General features: G+C 42.1%; 19 protein-coding genes. 9 read left to right on the top strand and 10 right to left on the bottom strand.

What is annotated here, in order from left to right; genetic code table 11:
• Positions 1-6: 6 nt before the first annotated feature.
• Both H6A61_RS03780 and H6A61_RS03775 read right to left on the bottom strand, forming a co-directional pair.
• Complete coding sequence (locus H6A61_RS03780; RefSeq protein ID WP_154043018.1) at positions 7-558, bottom strand: NADH peroxidase; 552 nt, start codon at positions 556-558, stop codon at positions 7-9.
• A 48-nt stretch (positions 559-606) separates the two neighbouring features.
• A complete protein-coding gene (locus H6A61_RS03775; RefSeq protein WP_204391114.1) occupies positions 607-1,029 on the bottom strand; it encodes a Fur family transcriptional regulator in 423 nt (140 codons plus the stop codon).
• 176 nt (positions 1,030-1,205) lie between these two features.
• On the opposite strand from H6A61_RS03775, the gene H6A61_RS03770 reads away from it, so the two are divergent.
• On the top strand, positions 1,206-3,143 hold the full coding sequence (locus H6A61_RS03770) for an NAD(+) synthase (protein ID WP_204391112.1): 1,938 nt from the start codon (positions 1,206-1,208) through the stop codon (positions 3,141-3,143).
• Between the two features lie 187 nt (positions 3,144-3,330).
• On the opposite strand, the gene H6A61_RS03765 is transcribed toward H6A61_RS03770, so the two are convergent.
• From H6A61_RS03765 to H6A61_RS03735, 7 genes are all read right to left on the bottom strand, one after another.
• Positions 3,331-4,281: an alpha/beta hydrolase gene (locus tag H6A61_RS03765; RefSeq protein ID WP_204391104.1), complete on the bottom strand. Its 951-nt coding sequence runs from the start codon at positions 4,279-4,281 to the stop codon at positions 3,331-3,333.
• Positions 4,282-4,288: 7 nt separating this feature from the next.
• A complete protein-coding gene (locus H6A61_RS03760; RefSeq protein WP_154043014.1) occupies positions 4,289-5,032 on the bottom strand; it encodes a shikimate dehydrogenase family protein in 744 nt (247 codons plus the stop codon).
• Positions 5,033-5,050: 18 nt separating this feature from the next.
• Positions 5,051-5,791 (bottom strand): bifunctional demethylmenaquinone methyltransferase/2-methoxy-6-polyprenyl-1,4-benzoquinol methylase UbiE, encoded by a 741-nt coding sequence (ubiE, locus tag H6A61_RS03755; RefSeq protein WP_204391159.1) that lies wholly within the window; start codon positions 5,789-5,791, stop codon positions 5,051-5,053.
• A gap of 68 nt (positions 5,792-5,859) precedes the next feature.
• Positions 5,860-6,804: a phosphoribosylaminoimidazolesuccinocarboxamide synthase gene (locus H6A61_RS03750; RefSeq protein ID WP_204391103.1), complete on the bottom strand. Its 945-nt coding sequence runs from the start codon at positions 6,802-6,804 to the stop codon at positions 5,860-5,862.
• Between the two features lie 39 nt (positions 6,805-6,843).
• Positions 6,844-7,872 carry a PhoH family protein gene (locus H6A61_RS03745; protein WP_204391102.1) on the bottom strand — a complete coding sequence of 343 codons (1,029 nt, stop codon included), beginning with the start codon at positions 7,870-7,872 and terminating at the stop codon, positions 6,844-6,846.
• 103 nt (positions 7,873-7,975) lie between these two features.
• Positions 7,976-8,602: a lysine exporter LysO family protein gene (locus tag H6A61_RS03740; protein WP_154043011.1), complete on the bottom strand. Its 627-nt coding sequence runs from the start codon at positions 8,600-8,602 to the stop codon at positions 7,976-7,978.
• The gene (locus H6A61_RS03735; RefSeq protein WP_154043010.1) at positions 8,592-8,876 is read right to left on the bottom strand and encodes a LysO family transporter; all 285 of its coding nucleotides are present in this window, start codon (positions 8,874-8,876) and stop codon (positions 8,592-8,594) included. The genes H6A61_RS03740 and H6A61_RS03735 overlap by 11 nt, the downstream gene beginning before the upstream one ends.
• Positions 8,877-9,249: 373 nt before the next feature.
• Here H6A61_RS03735 and H6A61_RS03730 point away from each other — a divergent pair, with 373 nt between their 5' ends.
• Genes H6A61_RS03730 through H6A61_RS03710 form a run of 5 tightly spaced genes read left to right on the top strand, consistent with a single transcriptional unit; the run spans position 9,250 to position 14,111 of the window.
• The gene (locus H6A61_RS03730; RefSeq protein ID WP_204391101.1) at positions 9,250-9,759 is read left to right on the top strand and encodes an ECF transporter S component; all 510 of its coding nucleotides are present in this window, start codon (positions 9,250-9,252) and stop codon (positions 9,757-9,759) included.
• Positions 9,760-9,773: 14 nt separating this feature from the next.
• Entirely contained in the window at positions 9,774-9,980 is a 207-nt protein-coding gene (locus H6A61_RS03725) for a Sec-independent protein translocase subunit TatA/TatB (protein WP_154043008.1), read from the top strand.
• 2 nt (positions 9,981-9,982) lie between these two features.
• Complete coding sequence (gene tatC / locus H6A61_RS03720) at positions 9,983-10,783, top strand: twin-arginine translocase subunit TatC (protein ID WP_235340414.1); 801 nt, start codon at positions 9,983-9,985, stop codon at positions 10,781-10,783.
• A gap of 22 nt (positions 10,784-10,805) precedes the next feature.
• Entirely contained in the window at positions 10,806-12,440 is a 1,635-nt protein-coding gene (locus tag H6A61_RS03715; RefSeq protein ID WP_239469097.1) for a M23 family metallopeptidase, read from the top strand.
• Between the two features lie 24 nt (positions 12,441-12,464).
• Positions 12,465-14,111: a C69 family dipeptidase gene (locus tag H6A61_RS03710; RefSeq protein ID WP_204391100.1), complete on the top strand. Its 1,647-nt coding sequence runs from the start codon at positions 12,465-12,467 to the stop codon at positions 14,109-14,111.
• Positions 14,112-14,146: 35 nt separating this feature from the next.
• Here H6A61_RS03710 and clpB read toward each other — a convergent pair whose 3' ends face one another.
• The gene (gene clpB, locus H6A61_RS03705) at positions 14,147-16,735 is read right to left on the bottom strand and encodes an ATP-dependent chaperone ClpB (RefSeq protein WP_204391099.1); all 2,589 of its coding nucleotides are present in this window, start codon (positions 16,733-16,735) and stop codon (positions 14,147-14,149) included.
• 261 nt (positions 16,736-16,996) lie between these two features.
• On the opposite strand from clpB, the gene H6A61_RS03700 reads away from it, so the two are divergent.
• The 3 genes from H6A61_RS03700 (at position 16,997) to mazG (ending at position 19,411) form a co-directional block, all read left to right on the top strand.
• A complete protein-coding gene (locus H6A61_RS03700; protein ID WP_204391087.1) occupies positions 16,997-17,578 on the top strand; it encodes a DUF6621 family protein in 582 nt (193 codons plus the stop codon).
• A gap of 127 nt (positions 17,579-17,705) precedes the next feature.
• Positions 17,706-18,608 (top strand): LysR substrate-binding domain-containing protein, encoded by a 903-nt coding sequence (locus H6A61_RS03695; protein ID WP_204391085.1) that lies wholly within the window; start codon positions 17,706-17,708, stop codon positions 18,606-18,608.
• A 14-nt stretch (positions 18,609-18,622) separates the two neighbouring features.
• Positions 18,623-19,411, top strand: a complete 789-nt coding sequence (mazG, locus tag H6A61_RS03690; protein ID WP_204391148.1) for a nucleoside triphosphate pyrophosphohydrolase — start codon at positions 18,623-18,625, stop codon at positions 19,409-19,411.
• The last annotated feature ends 54 nt before the right edge of the window (positions 19,412-19,465 follow it).

Here is a 19,465-nt window from a genome sequence, read left to right as displayed (position 1 = left end):
AGTAAATTATTTCTTGAAGTATCTGTTGTACAAACCTTCGAAACCTTTTCCGTGACGAGCTTCGTCCTTAGCCATTTCGTGAACTGTATCGTGGATAGCGTCAAGGTTAAGAGCTTTAGCACGAGTAGCGATACGTTTCTTGTCAGCGCAAGCACCGCTTTCAGCGTTCATACGCTTTTCAAGGTTAGTCTTAGTATCCCATACGCAGTCGCCAAGAAGTTCAGCAAACTTAGCAGCGTGTTCAGCCTCTTCCCAAGCGTAACGTTTGAAAGCTTCAGCTACTTCTGGATAGCCTTCGCGGTCAGCCTGACGGCTCATAGCCAAGTACATACCTACTTCTGTACATTCGCCCATGAAGTGGTTGTTAAGGTCTTTAATCATTTCTTCGTCGCAACCTTTAGCTACACCGATAACGTGTTCGTCTGCAAACTGAAGACCACCTTCTGTTTCTTCCATTTCTTTGAATTTAGAAGCTGGAGCTTTACACAATGGACACTTTTCAGGAGCTGAATCACCTTCGTGGATATAACCACATACTGTACAGATAAATTTCTTCATAATAGTAATAAGTTAGTTAGTTGTTAAATTAATATTTTCAGTCCGACTTTAGTTTTTGTCGGAGTTGTTATTTCTACATTCAGGACAGACACCTTTGTAATAGCTGTGAACTTCTTCCACGCTAAAACCTTTTTCTGTCATTTCGTTCATTTCGTTTTCGTTTATATGCATTGGCATATCGAAAATCCTACCGCAGCATTTGCACTGGAAGTGTGCATGGGCCGATGTATCGCCATCGAAACAAGCATTACGCTCGTCTATCGTAAGCATCTTTGCGGCTCCATGTTCAACAAACAACTTCAAAGTGTTATATACTGTTGTTTTTGAAAGGGTAGGAATATCATCATGCAAAGCCATATAAATCTCATCAATACACGGATGAGTATGATGCTTTAGGAGATAGTCCATAATTGCGATGCGTTGTACGGATGGCTTGATGTTGTAATTAAGCAAATATTCGTAAACGTTCATACTCTCTTTCAATTATGTAATTATTACAATTTTATTTCGATGGCAAAGATACAAACTTTTTTCTAAACTACAAGTTCCAAACTTACTTTTTTGTTTTTTTTACTTTTAACTTAACCGCTGTGCAAAGGAATAATTTGTATTTTTGCACAGACTATACATTATATATAACAAATTATATGAAATTTGGTTTTGTAAAAGTGGCGGCTGCTATACCGGCGGTAAAGGTGGCCGACTGTAAATTCAATGCGCAACAGACAGAAGCACAGATTATGGTGGCTGACGGTAAAGGTGTGCAGATAGTGATTTTCCCTGAATTGAATTTAACGGGATATTCATGTGGCGATCTCTTTTCGCATAAACTGTTGATAGAACAGGCTGAAATGGCTTTGATGCAGGTTATGAATAATACACGCCAACTGGATATTATATCTATAGTAGGCATGCCGGTAGTGGTTAACTCAACTTTGGCAAATTGTGCTGTAGTCTTTCAGAAAGGAAAGATTCTTGGAGTAGTGCCTAAAACTTATCTTCCAAATTATAAGGAATTCTATGAGCAGAGATGGTTCGCATCATCACTTACATATACTGGAGTATCTTCAATAAGATTATGCGGACAGGTTGTGCCGTTTGGCAAGAATCTGCTTTTCGATACGTCGGATACATGTTTTGGAATAGAAATATGCGAGGACGTATGGGCTCCGGTTCCTCCAAGTTCCGAACTGGTATTAAAAGGAGCAGAGATAATATTCAATATGTCTGCTGATACTGAGAACATCGCAAAACATCAATATCTGCGTTCGTTGCTGGCACAGCAGTCTGCACGCTGTCTGGCTGGATATGTTTTTGCTTCAAGCGGTTTTGGAGAATCTACAACAGACGTGGTGTTTGCCGGTAATGCACTTATTTATGAGAATGGAACCCTGCTTGCGGAGGCTGAACGTTTTTCATTCAACGAGCAGTTGGTTGTCAGTGAAATAGATGTGGAACGTCTGCGTGGAGAACGTCTTGTAAATACCACATTTGCTGCCAGTGTCAGGACATACGCTTCAGGAGAAGTACAGCGTATTCAGTCTGAGCTTGTAAACAGCCGTGATTTGTCGCTTACAAGATATATAGATCCTCATCCGTTCATACCTGCAGGCGGAAAGCTTCTTGACGAAAGATGTGAAGAGATATTTTCAATTCAGGTGGCAGGGCTCGCAAAACGACTTGTACACACAAACTGCAAGACTGTGGTAGTGGGAATATCCGGTGGACTGGATTCTACATTGGCTCTTCTTGTGTGTGTAAAGACTTTCGACAAGCTGGGGTTGCCGCGCAAGGGTATAGTAGGTATCACAATGCCGGGATTCGGAACAACAGACCGTACATACAACAATGCCCTTACTCTGATGAGTTCTCTTCAGGTCACTACCAAAGAAATAAGCATCAAGGACGCCTGCATACAGCACTTCAAGGATATTGAGCACGATATGTCTGTTCACGATGTTACATACGAAAACGGCCAGGCACGCGAACGTACACAAATCCTTATGGATTATGCCAACAAGATTGGCGGTCTGGTGATTGGTACCGGTGACTTGTCTGAACTTGCTCTTGGTTGGGCAACTTATAATGGTGACCATATGTCTATGTACGGTGTGAATGCCAGCATTCCTAAGACGTTGGTACGCTATCTTGTAAACTGGGTGGCTCAGACCGGTGTAGATGTAATTTCCCGTAACACTCTGCTTGACATTATAGATACTCCTATCAGTCCGGAACTTATTCCTGCCGACGAAAACGGAAATATCAAGCAGAAGACTGAAGACTTGGTTGGTCCGTATGAGCTCCATGACTTCTTCCTGTATTATTTCCTCAGATTCGGTATGCGTCCTGCAAAGATTTTCTATCTTGCAGAGATTGCTTTCAGAGGAACATACGACAGTACTACTATAAAGAAATGGCTTACTAATTTCTGCCGCCGTTTCTTTAATCAGCAGTTCAAGCGCTCATGTCTTCCTGACGGGCCTAAGGTAGGTTCCGTATCACTCAGCCCTAGAGGCGATTGGCGTATGCCTAGTGATGCCAGTGCGGCAATGTGGCTCAAGGAATGTGAGGAACTTGTAGGCTGATTTGATAGAGTACAATGATGAAATCATCGTGACACGTTCGTGTTACACGCGTTACACGTACGTGTCACTATCGTCACACGAACGTGTTCCGGTCGTTACACGTACGTGTCACTATCGTCACACGAACGTGTTCCGGTCGTTACACGTACGTGTGACGCTTTTTATATAAGGGTTTCTAATGATTTTATTAGTCAATATACTTGTCAGTAAACGCTTTTATCCTCTTTGTATATTCTTCAGGATAGTTTTTATACGATGTGGCATGGTCCGTTTCTGGCACGAGCCATATTTCTTTCGGCTCTGATTTCGCGGCATATACTTCGTTCACCATATATGTAGGAACGAAATCATCCTTGTCGCCATGTATGAAAAACATCGGTTTGTCGCATTTCTTTACTTGTTCTATAGCTGAAGCTTCATGGAAATTCCATCCGTTCTGAATTTCGCAAATCCAGCTGGCAGTGTATAGCAGTGGGAATGCCGGCAGATTGAACTGTTCTTTAAGTTCCTTTTTGAACTGTTCCCAAACGCTGGTATAACCGCAGTCCTCTACAAAACATCTTATATATTCAGGCAAGACTTCACCCGAAGTCATCATAGTGGTTGCTGCCCCCATTGATATTCCGTGCACAACAGCCTGTATAGAGTCGCCGAAAATACCCGGAGTCAGGTTTATCCATTCCTTTACGTCAAGACGGTCCAGCCATCCCATCTGTATGGCATCGCCTCCGCTCAGTCCGGTATATCTCAGGTCAGGAACTATAATGTTGTAATCCAAAGACTGATTGTACATATATCCGATGTGGAACATTCTTATGGCGCTATCGGTATAGCCATGTACAATTACCGCTGTCTTTTTGGTCGGGTGTGATGCATATGCATAATAAGCATGCAGTTTGATTCCATCCTTGGCAGTTATAAATGTATCTTTTAGCAGTTGGTTTCCCTGAAGGCTGTCCAACCATCCATTTATTTGAGGATAGGTCTCGCGCATGTACGCTTCAGATCCGGCCAGATCCTTACCTCTGTTTTCAGGACGAAGTGAGTAGTCTATCATGTAAAGACTTCCACCTATCAGTCCGCCAACTATTATTACTACAATAACTGTGAGGCTGATAATTAATTTCTTATGTTTCATGTCTGTTTTATTTGTTCCAAATTTCCCAAGCTCCAAAAGCCTGAAGCAGAAGCATCTCAAGACCGTTTTTTACTACTGCACCTTTCTCTCCACCGTTTTTCATAAATAGTGTTGTATCAGGATTGTACAGCAAATCATAGAGTAAATGTTCAGGAGTGAGATATTCGTATGGTATTTTAGGGCATTCGTCTGCTTTTGGGTACATACCTGTAGGTGTACAATTTACTATTACCTTGTATTCGTTCATAATCTCCGGAGTTATGTCGTCGTAAGTAATAGTATTTTCATTTCTTTTGGCTCTTGAAACGAATTTTGTTTCCAGTCCCAGTTTGTGCAATCCGTAGTTGATGGCTTTTGATGCTCCACCTGTTCCCAGAATAAGGGCTTTCTTGTGGTGAGGCTCCAATAGAGATTCGATAGACTGGGTGAATCCCATTACGTCAGAGTTGTAGCCTATAAGTTTCAGTTTGCCCTTGTTCTTTTCTATTTTTATTACGTTTACTGCTCCTATTGCAGCAGCGTCGGCATCCAGTTCATCCAGGTATCCGATAACCTGTTCCTTGTATGGTATAGTCACATTCAGTCCGCAGAGGGTAGGGTTGGATTTTATAACTTTATTGAATTCCTCTATGGATGGTATTTCAAAATTAACGTACTCGGCATCAATATTTTCTGAATGAAATTTTTCATTGAAAAAATTTTTAGAGAATGAATGTCCCAAAGGGTAGCCGATTAAACCAAATTTCTTCATTGTAGTAAAAATTTTAAGTTATTTTGTTGCAAAGTAAAGAGTGCAAATACCAAATGTAAGTCTTTTGAATGTCACTTTGCTGAATCCTGCCTTGTAAAGAATTTGTTGCATAACTTCTCCTTGCGGGAAAGCCTTGATGGATTGCGGCAGGTATGTGTATGCACTGTTGTCTTTCGATAGTAACTTTCCGATTGTTGGAATTACGACTTTCGAGTAGATGGCATAAAGCTGTTTCATCGGGAATGTTTCCGGTTCGGACAGTTCCAGAATGACCAAATGTCCGCCTGTGGTCAATACGCGGTGCATCTCTGCCAGCCCTTTGTCCAGGTTCTCGAAGTTACGTACTCCGAATGCCACTGTTATGGCATCGAATCTGTTGTCGGGAAATGTGAGAGAAGTACAGTCTTCCTTGGCGAAGGATATCTGTTTGTCCAGCCCCGACTGTCTTACTTTTTCACGTCCTACATTCATCATACCCTCCGAGATATCTGTACCTATAAGTTCTTCAGGCTGAAGTACACGGCATGCCTGTATAGCAAAATCGCCAGTTCCTGTAGCCACGTCCATCATGTGCATCGGTCGGTATGGCTTGAGCATGTTGATGGCTTTGCGTCGCCAGCTTTTGTCAATGCCAAGCGAAAGTACGTGGTTCAGATTATCGTAAGTAGGAGCGATGTTGTCGAACATTTTTTCTACCTGTGCGGCTTTGCTTTCGTCTTGATTATAAGGTTTGATGTTTTCTTGAGGATAGTTTGACATGTTGTGAGTTAGTGTAGGATTTGTGGATAGAATATATGATGGGCGGGAAGAATCCCGCCCTGTCATAATTATTTCAAGTATTCAGTAACGTTCTTTTCGATGCGTGATGCAAGTTCAGCTGTATCAGCCTTTACGAATGTTTCACCAGTGATGTGTTCGTAAAGTTCGATATAACGTTCGCTGATTGAGTTTACTATTTCCGGAGTCATTTCAGGAACAGTCTGTCCTTCCTTACCCTGGAAACCGTTAGCCATCAGCCATTCGCGTACGAATTCCTTAGAAAGCTGTTTCTGAGGTTCGCCTTTTTCGAAACGTTCTTCGTAACCTTCTGAGTAGAAGTAACGGCTTGAGTCTGGAGTGTGGATTTCGTCCATCAGATAAATCTGACCGTTGTGCTTACCGAATTCGTATTTAGTGTCAACGAGGATAAGACCGCGTTCAGCAGCCATCTTTGTACCGCGTTCGAACAAAGCCAGAGTATATTTCTCCAGTGTAGCATATTCTTCAGGAGTTGCAAGACCTTTAGCGAGGATTTCTTCTTTAGAGATATCCTCATCGTGCATACCCATTTCAGCCTTAGTAGTAGGAGTGATGATAGGTGTAGGGAATTTCTGGTTCTCGCGCATACCTTCAGGAAGTTTCACACCGCAGATTTCGCGAACACCGCTCTTGTAGGCACGCCATGCGCTACCGCACAAGTAACCGCGAACAATCATTTCTACAGGGAAACCTTCGCACATTACACCTACAGTAACCATTGGGTCCGGAGTAGCGAGTTTCCAGTTTGGACAGATGTCAGTTGTAGCATCAAGGAATTTGGCTGCAATCTGGTTCAACATCTGGCCTTTGTAAGGAATACCTTCTGGCAAAACAACGTCGAATGCCGAGATACGGTCTGTTGCAACCATGACTAATTTTTCACCGTTGATGTTATAAACATCGCGAACTTTTCCGTGGTAAACACTCTTCTGACCAGGAAAGTTGAAGTCTGTTTTTGTTAATGCTTTACTCATCTTTTCTATATATTTTAGGAAGTAAATATGTTGTTTCCATTATTGTTTTGACGCAGCTTTCTTTTCTGTTTTTTCAGCTTTGTCCTTTTCTTCTTTTTCTGCTTTCGCTTTCTCCGCTTTCTCGGATTTTACTTTCTCCTCGAATTTCTCGTAAGCCTCCACAATTCTTGTCACCAGTTTGTGTCTTACGATATCCTTTTTGTTAAGCTCTATGAAACTGATGCCTTTCACTCCTTTCAGGATTTTCATTGCCTGTACCAAGCCTGATGTCTGCGACGAAGGAAGGTCAATCTGCGTCATATCGCCTGTGATAATCATCTTGGTGTTCATACCCATACGGGTGAGGAACATCTTTATCTGCTGAGTGGTAGTGTTCTGAGCCTCGTCAAGGATCACTACAGCATCATTCAGCGTACGTCCGCGCATAAATGCAAGAGGAGCAATCTGAATGATGTTCAGCTCCATGTATTCCTTCAGTTTGGCGGCAGGAATCATGTCTTGCAGAGCATCGTACAGCGGTTGCAGATACGGGTCAATCTTGTCCTTCATATCTCCCGGCAGGAATCCCAGTTTCTCTCCTGCTTCTACAGCCGGACGGCTTAATATGATTTTTTTGATTTCCTTGTTTTTGAGAGCTCTCACAGCCAGAGCTATTGCGGTATAAGTTTTGCCCGAACCGGCCGGTCCTATGGCGAATATCATATCGTTTTTTTCGAAATCCTTTACCAGTTTCAGCTGATTGGGACTTCTCGGAATGATAGGTTTTCCGGTGACACTGAACACGATTGCCTCGCTGTTCTTTTCTATTTTTGTGTTTTTGCCTTTTACTATGTCCAGAATAACCTCCTCGTTGAGCGAATTGTATATCGAGCAGTGTTTTTCCAGTGCTGTCACAGCTTCTTCGAAGGCACACATTTCCTCCTCGTCTCCCATTATCTTTATGACATTTCCTCTAGCCACTATCCTCAGTTTGGGAAACAGAGCTTTAATCATTTGCATGTTGACGTTGTTCACGCCATAGAAGATAACCGGATCGATATCTTCAAGTACAATATGTTTTTCTATCATTCAGTCAAATTCAATATCCTTTAGTTTTGTATATTTTTCTGCAAATTTAATGAATCCTTTTGATTGTTATGTACAAACAGGTATAAAAAATGCCGGCTTGTGACTAAAGCCGGCAAAAAAATGATACGAAAAACGGTACCGTAAGGTCTATCAATATCCCGTGGAAAATTGCTACGGGAATCATGTCTTTTCCTGAATACCTTGTTATAATAGGTAGTACTACATCCATAGAGTTTACTCCGGCAGCTGATATAGGTGCCAGTTTGCCGAAATATTTCACCAGCAGCGGTGTCCCCAGCAGAGCCATCATCTCGCGGAAGATATTCGAAAGAAGGGCTATTGTTCCCAACTCTGTGGCAAGTTGAATACCGAGTGATGCTTCCTTGAACTGTGTAATCAGTATTGAAGACAGTGAATAATAGGCAAATCCGCTACCCACAGCCAGACAGTCGAAAATGCTCCATTGCGAAAGAAGCAGACTGGCAAATGCCGAAAACAGCAGTGTGCCGATAATAGTGGCAAGAGGTATGAGCAGATATTTGGGACGTATATCCTTTACTATAGACTTCAGATCCTTGCTCGAACCTATACTCAGTCCCACCTGCAGCATAAGTGCATACAGTATATACATTGACAGATTGCTCTTCTGCAAGTCGAGAGGTATTATGTCAAGTACTCCCAATATGCAACCTGCCATAAAAAACAGAAGAACAATCATGCTACCCTTCATGGCTTTCTCCTTTCTTGAAAAACAGTGTCAGTACCAGCCATGCCGCGATGATGCTGCCGCAAGTAGCCGAGAACGCTATTATTGCCGCCTGCCATCCGAAACTTCCCAGGTTTTCTATTATCCTGTCGTTCGATCCTACGGACAGCCCCATTATGAACAAAAGCAATATGATAGTATAAGAGATAGTCTTTTCTGTTTTTTTCAGAAAATCCAGGTTTCTGAAAATATAACCCAAAATAATTCCTGTGAACATTGTTCCTATGATTGTAAACATAACCGTACTATATTAAAAATAAGAGAATATGATTGCCTTGGGATACATATATAATGTACCTCTTAATAAAGAAAAATGATATGTAGAAGTTATGCTTATTCGAATCCGCTGAACCAATGAACGGACGCACTGCGATGTCCGAACGTAAGATAAATTCGGAGCGGAGTGTGAGGCTGTATGTATGTCAGAAGTTTGTTCATTGGTAGTCTGTTTATTTTGTTTTGCGATGCAAAGGTATGATGAAATTGCATATTTTCCAAATATTTATAAGTTTTTCCTTTTCAGCGGAAATTATTTCATTCATTATATGATTGATAATTGTATGAAAGTAATAACTTTGCAACTATTAATAATGAAAACATTTATATTTGATATGAATACAGCATTTAACTTTGTTTCTTTATCCTACAGGCAGAGTAGGACATATCTGTTTTCTGTGCTCTTCATAATTGGAAATATTCTTCTGCCTCAGTTGTGTCATCTGGTTCATCTGGGTGGTCCTATTATGTTGCCTATTTATTTTTTTACTCTGGTTGGGGCATATAAATATGGAATGAAGCTTGGTCTGCTTGTTGCAATCCTTTCTCCTTTAGTAAATTCGTTTTTCTTCGGAATGCCAGTACCGGCTTTGCTTCCGGCAATAATATGTAAGTCTGTATTGCTTGCTGTAGCTGCAGGATTTTTGGCTGGCCGTACCGGAAAGCTTTCTATATTCTCACTGATAGGTGTCGTACTGTTTTATCAGATAGTAGGCGGGATGGCAGAATGGGCTATAAGTGGCAGTCTTGATGCAGCTCTTCAGGATTTCAGAATAGGTGTTCCGGGAATGCTTCTTCAGATTTTCGGAGGATATTGGCTTTTAAAATCGATTTCAAAAATTTAAATTCATAAAAACATATGACAACATTATTACTATTGGGGATAGGGATGCAGGAAGTCCTGCTTATCGGACTTATTTTTTTGCTTTTGTTTGGTGGAAAGAAGATACCTGAACTGATGAAAGGATTGGGTAAAGGAGTAAAGAGTTTCAAGGATGGAGTGAAAGGTATAGAGGACGATATCGAGATGTCCGATAAAGAAAACAAGGATAAGAAAGAGCAGTAAAAGTGGAACAGGACGAGAAAGTAATGACATTTTGGGATCACTTGGACGAATTGCGAAGTGTCCTGTTTCGTATAGTTGTTGTTGTAGCGCTATTTACAATTCTTGGATTTTGTTTCAAGGATCAGCTTTTTGCTGTTGTACTGGCACCTAAGGAATCCGATTTCATTTTTTATAGGTTTCTTTGCCGTTTGTCCGAGTTGCTTGGTATGCCGGGGTTATGTCCTGGTGAATTCAGCTCCACGCTCATCAATACCCAGTTGGCTGGTCAGTTTATGATGCACGCCATGGTGTCCATATATGCAGGTCTGATAGTAGCTTCACCATACATTATTTATAAATTGTTTCATTTTATATCGCCAGCTTTATATGAGAATGAACGCAAATATTCAGTTCGTGTAGTAACGAGCGGATATCTGCTGTTTATTATCGGTGTATTGGTAAACTATTTTATCATATTCCCGCTTACATTCCGTTTCTTGGCATCATATCAGGTGAGCCTTGATGTTCAGAACACAATAATGCTTTCATCGTATATCGACACGCTGATGCTTCTGAGCCTGTTAATGGGAATAGTTTTCGAGATACCTGTCGTTTGTTGGTTCCTTGCCAAAATAGGGGTTTTGCATTCTTCATTCATGCAGAAATACAGAAAGCATGCATATGTTGTGGCACTTATAGTGGCGGCTGTGATTACTCCTACATCTGATATATTTACATTGTTGCTTGTTTCAGTACCTATATTTGTATTGTACGAAGCAAGTATTCTTATAGTAAGAAAGGTTGATAAGAATGTCGATGATTGATTTAAGAAAAACTTTTTTTGCAATGCTTTGTTGTGTTGCCTCGGCTTCATATGCCGGTGATACTATAAAGTATTGTGCGCCATTGGATTTTCCGCTATTACTCAGCGCCAATTTCGGCGAACTGAGACCAAACCATTTTCATAACGGCCTTGATTTCAAGACAAAAGGAACTGTAGGGCATCCTGTAAGATGTATTGCCGACGGATATGTGTCGCGTGTGGCTGTCCAGCATGGAGGATACGGACAGGCTATATATATCACTCACCCAGACGGACATACATCCGTCTATGGTCATGTCATTTCGTTTGCTCCCGAAGTAGAGAAATACGTAAGGGAATATCAGTATGCCAACGAGACTTTCGTCTGCTATCTCTATCCCGAACCTGGACGTTTCAAGTTCAAGAAGGGCGACATCATAGCATTGAGCGGTAATGAAGGTTCATCTGCCGGTCCTCATCTTCATCTTGAAATAAGAAAAACCGGTACAGATGAATATCTTGACCCTATGCCTTATTTCAGCAGCAAGATAAAGGATACCAAGGCACCTAAGGCAAACTTTATCGGACTTTATCCTGTAAGAGGTAAAGGAGTAGTGGAAGGCTCGACCAATAAAAAGATTTATCCGGCAGCATCAATAAAGTCTCCTGTCACAGCTTGGGGACAGATATATGTTGCCATCAGTGCCAAAGATTATATGGACGGTACGTCCAATTTCTATGGAGTACATTCCGTAACTCTGTATGTGGATTCTGTAGAAGTGTTCAACAGTAAGACTGACAGAGTCCTTCCTGATGAAAACAGAATGATTAATACCTTTACCGATTATGACGAACTTGTGCGTTCACGCAGATTGATGATGCGTTCGTACAAGTCGCCCGGAAACAAACTGCGTCTGCATCATGTAGGCGAGGATAGGGGTATTGTGAATATAGACAGCGAAAGGGATTATAAGTTTGTCTATGTCCTCGAAGATAATTTCGGAAACAAGAGTAAATATCGTTTTACCGTGAGAGGAAAAAAACAGGATATTCCGGAATACCGTATGAAAGGAGAGGAACTATTGCAGTTTTCTCATACGGCTATTATCCAGCGTCCCGGTATGGAATTCATTATACCCAAAGGAATGCTTTACGATGATACGGAGGTAAATGTAGGCATTACATCCGAAGATACAGCAGCCGTATCGCTTGAATATGATATTGATGCCGGGAATACTCCACTTCACGGTCATTGTCCTTTGGCTATAGGAGTGAGGAAATTGAACACTGTATCTCCAGATAAATATTATATCAGACAGACTGAAGGTAAAAGATTATATTATGTAGGAGGCGAATACGACAATGGCTGGATGAGGGCAAAGGTGCGTAACTTTGGAAAATATTCCGTAGCTATCGATACAGTTCCTCCTAAAGTAGTTCCTATTGATAAGGCGAAATGGCGTTCTACCTTGAATATACGCTTCAAGATTTATGATTGGGCTACCGGTATAAAAACTTACAAAGTATATATCGACGGAAAGTTCGTTCTCTTCGGTCTGAATAAAGGTATTCTTGTAATTCAGGATAAGGAAAAAGTAAAGAGGGGAGTTCCTCACAAACTGGAAGTCGTGGTGACCGACAATTGCGGAAACGAAACAAGTAAACAATTAAATTTCTAAATAACTATTCAATCACAAACGCTTATGACAAACAGATTGTTGATGGCTGTGGTTTTACTTACAGCCTTTGTAGTAAATGGTTGGGCTTGTACCAACTTTATTGTCGGTAAGAAAGCGTCTGCCGACGGTTCTGTAATAGTGTCTTATTCTGCCGACTCATACGGCATGTTCGGATGGCTTTATCACTATCCTGCAGCTACACATCCTGATGGTGCCATGCGTGATATTCACGACTGGGATACAGGCAAATATCTCGGACAGATCAAGGAAGCAAAGCAGACATATAATGTAGTGGGTAATATGAACGAATATCAGGTTACTATCGGCGAAACCACATTCGGTGGTCGTCCTGAACTGGTCGATACAACAGGTATCATGGACTACGGAAGCCTGATATATGTAGCTCTCCAGCGTTCGCGTACAGCCAAGGAAGCCATCAAGGTTATGACAGATCTTGTTAAGGAATACGGCTATTACAGTAGCGGTGAATCATTCTCTATTGCCGATCCTAATGAGGCATGGATAATGGAAATGATTGGTAAGGGTCCCGGTATAAAAGGTGCTGTTTGGGTGGCAGTCCGTATTCCTGACGACTGTATCGCTGCTCATGCTAATCAGAGTCGTATCCACAAATTCAATCTTAATGACAAGGATAACTGCCTTTATTCTCCGGACGTAATCTCGTTCGCCCGTGAAAAAGGCTATTTCACTGGCAAGAACTCTGATTTCAGTTTTGCCGATGCATATTGTCCACTTGATTTCAGCGGTCTTCGTTTCTGCGAGGCGCGTGTATGGAGTTTCTACAATATGTTCAGCAAGACAACAGGCGATGCTTATCTTCCATATATCCTTGGCGAGAGCAAAGAGCCAATGCCACTTTATATAAAGGCCGATTCAAAACTTTCTGTACGCGATGTCCAAAGAGCAATGCGCGACCATTACGAAGGTACACCGCTTGATATCACTAAGGATTTGGGTGCAGGTCCTTTCGAAACTCCTTACCGTCTTTCTCCTCTTACATTCAAGGTTGACGGAGTGGAATACTTCAACGAACGCCCTATCTCTACACAACAGAGTGCATTCTCTTTCGTGGCACAGATGCGTGCAAACCTGCCTGACCCTGTAGGCGGTGTGTTGTGGTTCGGACTTGATGATGCAAACATGACTGTATTTACTCCGGTTTACTGCTGTACAGACAGAATTCCTGTTCCATACGCTGAAGGAAACGGCGATTGCGTTACATTCTCATGGGATTCAGCTTTCTGGATTTACAACTGGGTGGCAGACATGATCCGTCCTCGTTACAGCCTGATGATAGACGATATGCGTGCCGTACAGAAAGAATTGGAAGATACTTTCGAGTCTGCTCAATCAGGAATAGAATCTTCGGCATTGAAGTTGTATCAGGAAAGTCCTGAAAAGGCAAAGGATTTCCTTACAAACTATACTGACATGACTGCCCGTACAACAGTTGACCGCTGGAAGAAACTTGCAGAGTTCCTTATTGTGCGTTATAACGACGGTGCGAGAAAACTGGTAAAGAACGGAAAGATGGTTGCTCCTGAAACTGGAAACTGCGCTCCATTGGAACGTCCTGGATATCCTGAAGAATTCTTGAAGGAAGTAGTTAAGGCTACAGGCGACAGATATAAATCAGTTGAATTGAAATAAAAAAAGAGACCCGAGGGCCTCTTTTTCTGTTATTGTCAGTTGCGGAAACTCAATCCGTCTCCACCACGTTCCACTATGATTGGTTTTGTGCGGTCAACTTCCTGTGAAAGAAGTTTCTTTGACAAGTCGTTGAGCAGATAACGCTGTATTGCACGTTTCACAGGACGTGCACCGAATTCAGGGTCGTAACCTGCTGTAGCTATGAAATCGACAGCCTGGTCAGTCATCTGGAGCTGTACACCGTTCTCTTCAAGCATCTTTCTAATGCCGTTTATCTGCAGACGTACAATCTGTTCTATCTCATTCTTGTTCAGTGGCAAGAACATGATAGTTTCGTCTATACGGTTCAGGAACTCAGGACGGATAGTCTTTTTCAGCATATTCATCACTTCGTTCTTGGTTTCCTCTACTATCGTATCATGATTCATCGGAGTGATTTTTTCAAACTGGCTTTGTATGTATGAGCTTCCCAAGTTTGAAGTCATGATGATGATAGTATTCTTGAAGTTCACCGTACGTCCCTTGTTGTCTGTCAGACGACCATCGTCCAATACCTGAAGCAGGATGTTGAACACGTCAGGATGAGCTTTCTCGATTTCGTCGAACAATACTACAGAGTAAGGTTTACGTCTTACTGCCTCAGTCAACTGTCCGCCTTCATCGTAACCGACGTATCCCGGAGGCGCTCCGATAAGTCTTGACACAGAGTGTTTCTCCTGATACTCACTCATATCTATACGCGTCATCAGTGATTCGTCATCGAACAGATATTCTGCCAGTGCCTTGGCCAACTCAGTCTTACCTACACCGGTTGTACCTAGGAAGATGAATGAGCCTATCGGACGTTTAGGATCCTGCAATCCAGCACGGCTACGTCTTACAGCATCGGATACAGCCTGGATAGCCTCGTCCTGACCTATGACACGCTTGTGCAACTCGTCTTCCAGATGAAGAAGTTTTTCGCGTTCGCTTTGCAGCATCTTGCTTACCGGTATTCCGGTCCAGCGTGATACCACATCAGCAATGTCTTCTGCGGTAACCTCTTCCTTAATCATGGCGCTGTCGCCCTGCTTGTGTTTCAGGTCTTCCTGAATATTCTTGATTTCAGCTTCCAAAGCCTGTAACTTGCCGTAACGTATTTCAGCTACACGTCCATAGTCACCCTCACGTTCAGCCTTGTCGGCTTCGAACTTGAGTTGTTCTATTTCCTTTTTGTTCTGCTGAATTTTATTTACAAGTTCTTTCTCACTTTGCCATTTAGCCTTGTAAGAAGTCTCCTGTTCTTTCAGTTCGGCAATCTCCTTGTTAAGCTGTGCAAGTTTGGCTTCATCCTTTTCACGTTTGATAGCCTCACGCTCGATTTCAAGCTGTTTCAATCGGCGTTCAATCTCGTCAAGTTCCTCAGGCAAAGAGTCACGTTCCATACGCAGTTTTGCTGCTGCCTCATCCATAAGGTCGATAGCTTTATCCGGCAAGAAACGTTCTGTGATATACCTGTTACTCAATTCAACTGCTGCTATGATTGCCTCGTCTTTGATACGTACCTGATGATGGTTTTCGTATCTTTCCTTCAGACCACGAAGGATTGAAATAGAACTCTGAGTATCAGGTTCGTCAACCATTACAGTCTGGAAACGACGTTCAAGGGCCTTATCCTTTTCGAAATACTTCTGATATTCGTCAAGTGTGGTAGCACCGATACTTCTAAGTTCGCCACGAGCCAATGCCGGTTTAAGGATGTTTGCGGCATCCATCGCGCCTTCGCCTTTACCTGCACCCACCAGGGTATGTATTTCATCGATGAACAATATTATGTTACCGTCTGATTTTGTTACCTCGTTGATTACAGATTTAAGTCTTTCTTCAAACTCACCTTTGTATTTGGCACCTGCAACCAGCGCACCCATATCGAGTGAGAACAACTGTTTGTTCTTCAGGTTTTCAGGCACGTCACCACGCAGGATACGCTGTGCCAGACCTTCCACGATGGCTGTCTTACCTGTACCCGGTTCACCTATCAGGATAGGGTTGTTCTTTGTACGGCGGCTCAAAATCTGAAGTACACGTCTGATTTCCTCGTCACGACCGATTACCGGGTCCAGCTTACCTGTTCGTGCAGCCTCAATCAAGTTTATTGCATACTTTGAAAGTGACTGATATGTGTCTTCACTTGACTGTGAAGTAACCTTCTGTCCTTGTCTTAATTCGCTGATTGCGGCACGCAATTCCTTGTCGGTCATTCCGGCATCTTTCAGAATAGTTGCCACTGTACTCTTAACATTGAGCAAAGCCAGAAGTATAGCTTCAAGTGAAACGAACTCGTCGCCAAGCTCTTTTGAGTACTCAACTGCCTTCTGCAATACATTGTTCGTATCGCGGCTCAGATAAGCCTCACCGCCTGAAACCTTAGGCAAAGATGCAATCTGACGGTCAAGAACTGTAGCTACCTGCTGGCCGTTTATTCCAAGCTTCTGGAATATGAAGTTGGTTACGTTTTCGCCCACCTTCAATACGCCCGCAAGTATATGTTCCGGCTCTATGGCCTGCTGTCCTCGGCTTTGTGTCAAGTTCACAGCCTCCTGAACAGCCTCTTGCGATTTGATTGTAAAGTTGTTGAAATTCATATATATTCTCCTTTCTTATTTTATACTTTATTGTTATCCAAGAATCTTTTTACCTATTGTTCCAATACCTTGTTGTTATCCTTGTTTTTACCTTTCGTTTTTAATCACGCTTATAATACTCCAAACTTCTTGCCAAAACTGTTTTTTAATAATTATATGTCTAAATGTCAGAAACTTAGAGCCTAAGACTGCAATTTTGTCCTTTTATAGGACAGTTTGTCTGTAAAGTTTTTAGTATCTTTACACGGTAATTGAATTTTTATGGAAAAGAAAATAGAATTTGCACCAAACGTGATGCTTATAGATGCATCATATCTTGATAGAGTAGGCCGCGATATGGCCGAACATTTTTCACCTATATTAAATAGAGAATTACCGAAGGCAGATCTGGCTGCATTGCTTGAATGTCTGGCGCTTGATGCAGGAGTTGTATTAGGGGATAATGCCGTTCAAGTAATTTTTATATATGATTCGGCAGAACCACGCATGTCGTTCTGTACCCCATCCGATTTGGATAAGGAACTCAATAATGTAGCCTTCAAGAGTCAGCTTGGCGAATTTTCCATATACTCTTTCCAGCCGTCAGATATGGCAACGTGCGAGGAATTGTTCAATGAGGCTCTTATGCTGGCAGGCGAATCCAAGGATGTGAAACGTGTTGTAGCTGTTGCCGATGAAGACGCATATCAGCAGAAAACTCATTCCACACTCAACAAGATAAAAGGAAAAGACAGTATAACGCTTTTCGGAATGAACCCTCCAAAGGATGAGGCTGTATATTCTTTTGAGATGCTAGGCTTTGCAGTCCTTCAGTCATTAGGAATAAAAGCGGAAGAGCTGTGATTTCTAGACAGCTCTTGGTACCGACGATGGTCAGCACCACTGCCGACGATGGTCGGCACCTCTGCTCACGATGGTCGGCAGCAGAATGCATATAGATATTTAAACGGCATTAAAAAATAAAATAGTCATGTCAGATTTCCGTCTTAAAGTATTTTACAGTGTTGCCAAAAACCTAAGCTTTACAAAAGCCTCACAGGAACTGTTTGTCAGTCAGCCGGCAGTGACAAAGCATGTACACGAACTGGAAAGCATGTACCACGTGCGTCTGTTCGACCGTATGAACAACAAGATAACTCTGACCGAAGCAGGAAAAGTTATGATGGAACATTGCGAGCGTATCCTTACGGAGTATCGCAAGATGGAATACGACATGCATTTGCTTAATAACGAATATGCGGGAGAACTACGTCTTGGAGCAAGTACAACAATAGCCCAATATATCCTTCCTCCGATACTTGCAAAGTTTACTGAGAAATATCCGCAGATAAAAGTGTCGCTAATCGATACCAATTCACGTAATGTGGAGAACGCCGTGTCGGAACATACTATAGACCTTGGTATGGTGGAAGGAGTGTTCCGCACTCCAAATCTGAAGTATGAGGCTTTCCTTTGTGATGAGCTCGTTCCGGTAGTACGTTCGTCAGCATTTCCAGCCGATGTAGAGGAAATAACCCTTGATGAGTTCTGCAAGATCCCACTTGTTCTGAGGGAAAGAGGTTCTGGAACACTCGATGCTATAGAAACAGTCCTTGCAGAGGAAGGTCTGAAACTTTCGTCACTCAATGTGAGAATGCATTTGGGAAGTACCGAGAGTATCAAGTCATTTCTGGCATGCAGCGATTGCATGGGAATAATCTCAATTGCCGCTTTGGTGAAGGAGTTGGGCGAAGGAATGTTCCGGGTGATTGATGTTTCTGGGCTTCAGTTTACACGTCATTTCTGCTTTGTGTCGGCACAAGGTCAGGAGATTGAGGCTGCACAGTTGTTCATGCGTTTCGTACGTAGCAGTCTTGGTAAAGAAAACAAATAACAATACAATATATAATAATGAGTACAAGAGAAGAACAGATGAAATCGTTCGGCCGTTTGCTTGATGTGCTGGATGAATTACGCGAAAAATGTCCGTGGGACAGAAAGCAGACAAATGAAAGTCTTCGTCCCAACACCATAGAGGAAGTTTATGAACTTTGCGACGCTCTGATTCAGAATGATAAGAAGAACATTTGTAAGGAACTGGGCGATGTACTGCTTCATGTCGTGTTCTATGCAAAGATTGGTAGTGAGACAGGTGATTTCGATATAAAAGATGTGTGCGACAAACTGTGCGACAAACTTATATTCCGTCATCCGCATGTGTTTGGAGAAGTTAAAGCAGATACAGCCGAGAAAGTTTCAGAAAACTGGGAACAGATAAAACTGAAGGAAAAAGACGGAAACAAATCTGTATTGAGTGGAGTACCTGCTGCCCTTCCTTCATTGATAAAGGCGTACCGAATACAGGATAAGGCACATAATGTTGGTTTCGACTGGGAGGACAGGGAAGATGTATGGAAAAAGGTAAAAGAAGAAATAACCGAGTTTGAGTCGGAAGTAGGCAATATGGATAAAGAAAAAGCCGAGGCAGAGTTTGGTGATGTGATGTTCAGTCTGATTAATGCGGCAAGACTGTATAAGATAAATCCTGACAATGCTCTGGAACATACGAACCAGAAATTTATCCGCCGATTTAACTATCTGGAGGAACATACTATCAAGGCAGGAAGAAACCTCAATGAAATGAGTCTCAATGAGATGGATGAATTGTGGAATGAGGCAAAAAGTAAAGGACTGTAGATTTTTGCGATATTTCGAATTGAAACTCTTTCATTTTGAAATCAATTAACTATC

Origin of the sequence: Bacteroides caecigallinarum (assembly GCF_016901995.1) — a bacterium.
In the GTDB taxonomy this organism is placed as follows: Bacteria; Bacteroidota; Bacteroidia; order Bacteroidales; family Bacteroidaceae; genus Phocaeicola; species Phocaeicola cellulolyticus.
This window is presented reverse-complemented; position numbering and strand designations above follow the sequence as displayed.